The following is a 7133-nucleotide window of genomic DNA, read 5'->3' on the forward strand; positions in this document are numbered from 1 at the left end:
CGCGCTGGTTTCCATGAACCGGTCGAGGCTGGGATTGACCGAGCCCTCGATCGAATTTTCAAGCGGCACGACACCGTAGTCGACGTTGCCGCGCTCGACCGCGCCGAAGACGTCCTCGATGGTCTCGCAGGGGGCGAACTCCGGACAGGTGCCAAAGTGCTTGCGCGCGGCCTGGTGGCTGAAGGTCGTCTCCGGCCCAAGGAACGCGATGCGCAGCGGGCGCTCAAGTGAAAGACACGCCGAGATGATCTCTTTGTAGATGCCCTCGACCGCTTCGTTGGAAAGCGGCCCGGCGTTGTTCGCAAACAGGCGGTCGAGAATCTGGCGCTCGCGCTCGGGAATGTGGATGGGCGAGTCGGTGCCGTCCTTGGTGCGTCCCACGGCGGCGGCCTGCTCGGCACGCTCGGAGAGCAGCACGAGGATCTCGTCGTCGATCTCGTCGATGCGCTTGCGGAATTTGGCCAGTGCGGCGGCGCTCACGGGCTTCACCTTCTTCGCAGGCGCAGCCTTGCGGGCAGCGCTCTTCTTCGATGTTTTCTTCTTCGTCGCCACGACTTTGCCTTAATTCTTCTCGGTAATGGCCGATTGGGTCATGGCACGATAGCGCGCGCGGCGCCGGGTAAGAAGGGCTTTCTGATCGAGACCGCACAGCTCATCAAGGCAGGCGCTGATCGCTGCCCCGGCGCTGTCCATGAAGGCGCCCGGATCGCGATGGGCACCGCCAGCGGGCTCGGTGACGAGCTCATCCACGATTCCGAACTCCTTGAGCGAGGCCGCGTCCCCGCGAAGGGCGCGCGCGGCCTCGGGTGCCTGGGCAGCGTCTTTCCAGAGGATGGCCGCGCAGCCCTCGGGCGAGATCACGCTGTAAACCGCGTTCTCGGCCATGAGGACGGTGTCGGTGGAGGCCAGCGCCAGCGCGCCGCCCGAGCCGCCCTCCCCGATCACCAGAGAAACAGAAGGTACCGGGGTATCGAGGAGCTTCAGGATGCTCTCGGCGATGGCCTGCGCCTGACCGCGCTCTTCGGCCTCAAGCCCCGGGAAGGCGCCCGGGGTATCGACGAAGGTGACGATGGGGAGCTGGAAACGCCCCGCCATTTCCATCAGGCGCTGGGCCTTGCGGTATCCCTCGGGCCGGGCCATGCCGAAGTTGCGGTGCGCGCGCTGCTCTGCGGTGCGCCCTTTCTGCTGGCCGAGTACGACGACGGCGCGGCCGCCAAGGCGCCCCAGCCCGCCAATGATGGCCGGGTCCTCACCGAAGAGCCGGTCGCCGTGGAGCGGCTCGAACTCGGTGATGAGGCGCTCGATAAAATCGAGGGTGTAGGGGCGCTCGGGATGGCGCGCGAGCTGCACCCGCTCCCACGGGGAGAGCCCGTCGTTGATCTTCTGCAGAAGGGCGTCGCGCTCTGTAAGCGCGGCGTCATGCTCGGCCGAGCCCGGCTTAAGTGCCACGAGTTTTTCGTCCAGCGGACGAACCTCGATCTCGAATGCCAGATACTTTCGCGTGGGTGCTTCGTTCATTGAGTCTTTCTCTCTGGTCGGCGCACTCTCATGCGCCGTCCCCCTCCCAGATCCGCCGGGCCGCTTCGATGAAGGCAGCCGGTCCCTGCGTCGCATCGAGCCACGTGACGCTCTGATCGCCGCGCCACCAGGTGAGCTGGCGCTTGGCGTAGCGGCGTGTGTCGCGCGCGAGCGTTTCAAGCAACTGCGCTGCATCGAGCTCGCCGCGAAGGTGGGCGAGCACGTGCCGGTAACCGATGCTCGAGAGCGCCCGGCCCTCAGCCTTGTAGCCCATGGCCAGCAGGCGCTCAACTTCGCCGATGATCCCCTGCGCAATCATCTTCGCACTTCGCGCGTCGATGCGCTCGTAGAGCGTCTCGCGCGGGACGTCGAGCCCCAGGCAGCGCACGTCCAGGCGCGGGGCGGCAAAACCATGTTCGGCCTGCCAGTCGCTGAGCGCCCGACCCGTCTGCTCGAAGACTTCAAGCGCCCGGGTGATGCGCTGGCGGTCGTTGATCTCCAGCCGGGCCGCCGCCTGCGGGTCTACTTCACTCAGCGCAGCGTGGATCTCTTCGGGACTGGCGCCCTCAAAGCGTTCGGCAATTTGCGCGCGAATCTCCGGCTCCGTGGGCGGCGCCCCGGCCAGCCCGTAGACCAGCGCCCGCAGATAGAGTCCTGTGCCGCCCACGAGGATGATCCGCTCGCCCTTTTCGAGCAGCCCCTCGATCAGCTCACCCGCGGCCCGGGCGTAATCGCCGGCTGTGGGTTCAAACTCCGGCGTGCCGTATTCATAGAGGTGATGCGGCGCGCGCGCGCGTTCGTCGGCACTCGGCTTTGCCGAGCCGATCTCCAGGTGCGCGTAGAGCTGCACCGAGTCGTAGTTGATGATGTGGGCCCCGAAGCGCTCGGCAAGAGCGAGCGAGATGTCGGTCTTCCCGCTGGCCGTGGGACCGACAAGAGTAATCAGCGCGGGGCCCCGATGTTCGGTCGGGGCGTTCATGGGCTGGAGTGTAGGGCCCGTCCACGTCCACGTCCACGTCCACGTCCACGTCCACGAAAGACGACCACGTAAACGAGAAGAAGACGCGAATGCGTCCGTGGACGTGGACGTGGACGTGGACGTGGACGAAAAAACAGCAGTTGCGTCTCAGCGCAAGCTCACAACGTCCGCTTGAACAGGTGCTCGATCTCGGCGCGGGTGAATTCCTTGACCACCGGGCGACCGTGGGGGCAGTGGGCGGCGAAGTCGATCTCGTCCATCTGACGGAGCAGGCTGCGGGCCTGGTCTTCGCTGAGTGCCGTGGGACCGCGAATGGCGCCGTGGCAGGCCATTCTCGCGCACAGGTCCTCGATGGCCTGGTCGCCGGCGCGGCTTCTGCCGTATTCGATCATTTCGGCGGCGGCGTCTTCCAGGAGGGCCTTGACCGGACGGTGCGCCAGCGGGCCGGGCACCGCGCGCACCAGCACGGTGCCGGTGCCGTAGTCTTCGAGCTCGAATCCGATGCGCTCGAGATCGTCCTTGGCTTCGAGCAACGCGGCCGCCTCGGAGGCGCCCAGCTCGACAGGCTCCGGCACCAGCAGCATCTGCGCACCCTTGCCGCCGCTTCCCAGCGCGGCGCCGCGCAGGCGCTCATAGGCGATACGCTCGTGGGCGGCGTGCTGGTCGATGAGGTAGAGGGCTCCCTCGCTCTGGCAGAGCAGGAACTCGTTGTGAAACTGGCCGACGATGTCGAGGTTCGTAAAGAAGCCGGGCCGGGCCTCTGGCTCGGCGCCCGCTTGCGGCCACTCCTGCGCGAGCGCAGCACCGCCGGCCTGTTCATAGGATACCGGCACCGGGCGCGGGCCGCCGCCGCTCATGTAGCGCTCGAAGGTCGAGGAGCTGCGGCGATTGTACTGATAGCCGCCCTGGGTTTCTTCGATGCGGTGCTGGCGAGCAGCAATCTCCTCGCCCGTCTCGGTGTCGTATTCCACGGGGCGCATCGAGCGCTGGGGCGCCCACGGCGCGTCTTCGAGCACGGTGGAAATTGCCTTGTAGAGCGAGCCGTAGAGCGCGCTGGCCGCGCGAAAACGGACCTCGGTTTTGGTCGGGTGAATGTTTACGTCGACCGCTTCGGGATTGATCCGAAGATTGAGAATCACGGTCGGGTATTTTCGCTCGACGATGACCTCGCGGTAGGCATTCTGCACCGCATGCGCCAGGGAGCGGTCGCGAATGGGGCGACCCTCGACGAACAGATAAATGCTGCGCGTCGTGCCGCCGAGCAGGTTTGGTGAGCCCACCAGTCCCTCCCAGCGCACTTCGTCGCCGGCGGCCTCTCCTTCCCAGAGCAGCGGAAAGAGCTCCCCGCGCGCCTTCTTTCCCAGCAGCGCCACGACGCGCTCGGAAGCTTCATTGGTTGCCGGCGCTTCGAGCACGCTCTGTCCATTGTGTCGGACGAAAAAACCTACATTGGGGCGAACCAGTGCGAGCTTGGTGAGCAGGTCCAGGCAGTGGGAAAGCTCCGTGGCGTCGGTCTTTAGAAACTTGCGGCGCACCGGCGTATTGAAGAACAGCGAAGCGACCTCGATGCGTGTGCCCTCCGGGGCGCTGATCGGTTCGAACTCGCCCATGGCACCGCCTTCGATGCGCACCTCCCAGGCGTGCTCGTCCTCTGCCGTGCGACTTCGCAGGCGAAACTTGCTGATGGAGGCAATGCTGGGGAGCGCCTCGCCGCGAAAGCCCAGCGTGGAAATCCGGTGCAGGTCGGCCTGCTCGGTGATCTTGCTGGTGGCATGTCGCTCGAGCGCCACCGGAATTTCTTCTTTGGGAATGCCGCAGCCGTTGTCGGAGATGACGAGCAGTTCCTTGCCGCCGCGCTCGAGTTCCACCTCGATGCGCGTGGCCCCGGCATCCAGGGAATTCTCCACGAGTTCCTTGAGCGCGGCCGCGGGACGCTCGACCACTTCGCCGGCGGCGATCTGGTTGACCAGTGATTCTGGGAGACGGCGGATCGGCATCGGCCCAGCCTAGGCCCGGTGCGGCGCCGGTGGCAAGGCCCGCCAAACGCGCGCAAAGCGCATCAGGGAAGCGGATCGGGGGGCAGGAAGATAATGTCGCGGATCTCGCTGGCCGGATCGCCAAGGCGCTGGCAGCTCACGCTCAGATCCGGCGGGCTCGCCCGGTTGAAGGTGGGGCTTGCCAGGTTCACCACATAGAGGTTCGCCTCCACCGGATCGCCCGAGGGGCAGACATAGTCGAGATCGCAGTCGGAGGGGCCGCCGCCTGCGATCTCAAAGCGAAGGCGCCCGTCGGCGACATAAAGTCCGTTGCCGCCCACGCTCATGCGACCGGCGCAGCCGCCCACGTCGAGGCTGCCGGGCAGGGTCGCGACCTTATCGGGTGCGTGATAGGAAATGCTCGCCGTCGGGCTGGCCGGCGGCGCAAAACCGTAGCTGTAGGGCGCCACGTCGAAGACTTCGATGCCGTCGCCGCTCACGCCGCGTTCGGTGCTCACAAAGAGCAGGTTGCCGTGCAGTTCGAGATTGACCGGCGGATTGCTGAGCGCTTCAGGGTTAAAGCCCGGCTGGAGCCCGCGCAGGTCGCGCGGCAGGCAGGTGAAGCTGCCGCAGCCGCGATCGCGCCAGAGCGGCGCCATGTCCAGCGCGGTCAGCACGTGCGTTGAATTTCCGATGGAACCCGCCACAAAGGCCAGGTCCCCCTGGATCGCCACATCCTGCACGTCCGAGGGAGAACCCGCATCGAGCGGGATGAGCACGGCCGGGTCCTCGATGTCGAGGTCACAACCAAGCCCAGCAAGGAACTGACCGGGGAGCAGGTTGTCGGTATCGACCACCGCCAGCGAGGGGCCGCCACTGTAGAATCCGATGAGCACCACACCATCGCGCGCCGCCATGGAAGTCGGAATCGCGGTACCCGACTGGGCGGCGGTGAAGCTGAGCTTGGCGCCTGCTCCTGAACTCTGGCAGGACACGCCCTGCACTTCGGTGGTCAGGTCGACCTCTTCCATGCCCGCCAGATCCCACGCGCGCAGCTCGTAACCATCGCTCGATCCGGTCTGCAGGATTCCGAAGAGCTGCTGGCGTCCGGGATCGAAATCGAAGGCGACAAATGCGCGGCCGCCGGTATCAAGGCCGTCGATCTGGTAGGTGTCGGGATCGAAATCGATGGGCGCGCGGCCGGTGAAGTCGATCATGCCGAGCGATGCAAGTGACTCACGCCCCACGCGCCCGGGCAGGACGAAACCATTGATCGATCCCATGAATCCGCTGCCGGCATCGCCGACGACCATGCCGTCAAGAACCACGCCTGCCTGCCCGGTTCCGGGTGCGGCAATCAGGGGGTAGTCGATCGCGCTGAAGCCGGAGATGTCATCGGTGTCGTCATAGCGCGCGATGTACTCGCCGCCGAGGACCACTTCCTCAAGAACGGTGACGCTTCCCCGCGGGTTGATCGCAAGCACGCGGGAATCGGGCGTGGCCTCGCCCAGCCGAAGCGAGGAGAAGGAACTGATCTCTCCGATCGGGTTCGAAAGCGCGGATTCCGAGATGCCAAAGCCCCCGTTCCCGATGAGTCCAATGGTCGGATAGAGCGTGGCCACCAGGTCGGGCGAACCGCCCACGCTCCGGCGGAAGACCAGGATTTCTCCGGTCTGCGAACTCAGCAGGTAGGCGAAGCGCGCGGTGGCATCCATCAGCACCGCGCCGGCACCGTTTGGTGACTCCATGTGCAATGCCGTCGGGCTGGTCGGGTCGTTCGACTGCTCGGCCGTAAGTGCGGCGCAGCCGCCCAGCAGAAGGCTCGGGCGGGTGACCGTCGCATCCAGGCAGGAGAGCACATCGAAGGCGCCCACGTGCGTCGCGCCCGCGGCGTCGTTGAGCCCGCCGGTCGAGAAGCTCACGAGCCCGGTCACGTCCGCGCCGTCATCAAGCAGCGCAAAATCCTTGAAGTCCTCGCGGGCCACCGCGGCGGTGCGCGCGGTGCGCACCGACGAGAAGAGAAGGCCCTGGGGAATGTCTCGCTCGCCGGGGTTGCGGATCTCGCTGAGCGGCGCAAAGTCGATGAGCTTGGCCGTGCGAATCACCCGGAATTCGGTCACCGTGCCACCGGGAACGAAGTCGCAGCGGTCGGTGCGGATATAGAAGGTGTTGTTGCTCGCCCCATCCACGCCCGTGATCGGGAAGTGGTAGAGGTGGCTCTGGCCCGAGAACTTCACCACCAGGATGTCACCCGGGAAGAGCGCGTCGTCGGGGGTATCGGCGGTCGCATCGGCTCCCCAGAGGTTGTGCGTGATGCCGCCGCCCGGGGCGCCGTCAAAGACCGTCACGGCCAGATCGCTGGCGCGCGGATAGGAGATCAGGTTGTCGGGATCACGCTGGTTTGGGCCGGCACCCACAAATATAGTTAGAGGGTGCGGCAGGTCGGCGACGCAGGCGATGGGGTACGGGCTCTGCGCCGACGCCGCCGGCACCGAAAGGTTCACGCCGCCGCCCGCGCCGTTGTTCGCAATCGAGGGAGCGGCGCCCGCGGCGATATCCATCTGGTAGACCGGCTGCCACTCGCGATTGAGATTGGCGCTCGACTCGGCCACGTCGCCGCGCACGGAGACCAGCGCCACATCGTCGCGCTCGCCCGCCCC

The 7133-nt window shown here is 66.3% G+C and carries 6 protein-coding genes; 1 reads left to right on the forward strand and 5 read right to left on the reverse strand.

Annotated elements, in window-relative coordinates; genetic code table 11:
• The 3 genes from pheA to miaA form a co-directional block, all read right to left on the reverse strand.
• The coding region (gene pheA / locus KDH09_11360) for a chorismate mutase (protein MCB0220285.1) at positions 1 to 465 on the reverse strand (465 nt) is incomplete at its 3' end.
• A 96-nt stretch (positions 466 to 561) separates the two neighbouring features.
• The gene (locus KDH09_11365; GenBank protein ID MCB0220286.1) at positions 562 to 1518 is read right to left on the reverse strand and encodes an acetyl-CoA carboxylase carboxyltransferase subunit alpha; all 957 of its coding nucleotides are present in this window, start codon (positions 1516 to 1518) and stop codon (positions 562 to 564) included.
• Between the two features lie 28 nt (positions 1519 to 1546).
• A complete protein-coding gene (gene miaA, locus KDH09_11370) occupies positions 1547 to 2497 on the reverse strand; it encodes a tRNA (adenosine(37)-N6)-dimethylallyltransferase MiaA (GenBank protein ID MCB0220287.1) in 951 nt (316 codons plus the stop codon).
• Here miaA and KDH09_11375 point away from each other — a divergent pair.
• Positions 2496 to 2672 (forward strand): hypothetical protein, encoded by a 177-nt coding sequence (locus KDH09_11375; GenBank protein ID MCB0220288.1) that lies wholly within the window; start codon positions 2496 to 2498, stop codon positions 2670 to 2672. The genes miaA and KDH09_11375 overlap by 2 nt on opposite strands.
• Here KDH09_11375 and mutL read toward each other — a convergent pair.
• Together mutL and KDH09_11385 are read right to left on the reverse strand one after the other, a co-directional pair.
• Positions 2656 to 4494, reverse strand: coding sequence for a DNA mismatch repair endonuclease MutL (mutL, locus tag KDH09_11380; GenBank protein MCB0220289.1), 1839 nt, complete (start codon positions 4492 to 4494; stop codon positions 2656 to 2658). The genes KDH09_11375 and mutL overlap by 17 nt on opposite strands.
• A 62-nt stretch (positions 4495 to 4556) precedes the next feature.
• A partial coding sequence (locus tag KDH09_11385) for a hypothetical protein (protein ID MCB0220290.1) occupies positions 4557 to 7133 on the reverse strand: 2577 nt, incomplete at its 5' end.

It is taken from the genome of Chrysiogenia bacterium (assembly GCA_020434085.1).
Taxonomy (GTDB): Bacteria; JAGRBM01; JAGRBM01; order JAGRBM01; family JAGRBM01; genus JAGRBM01.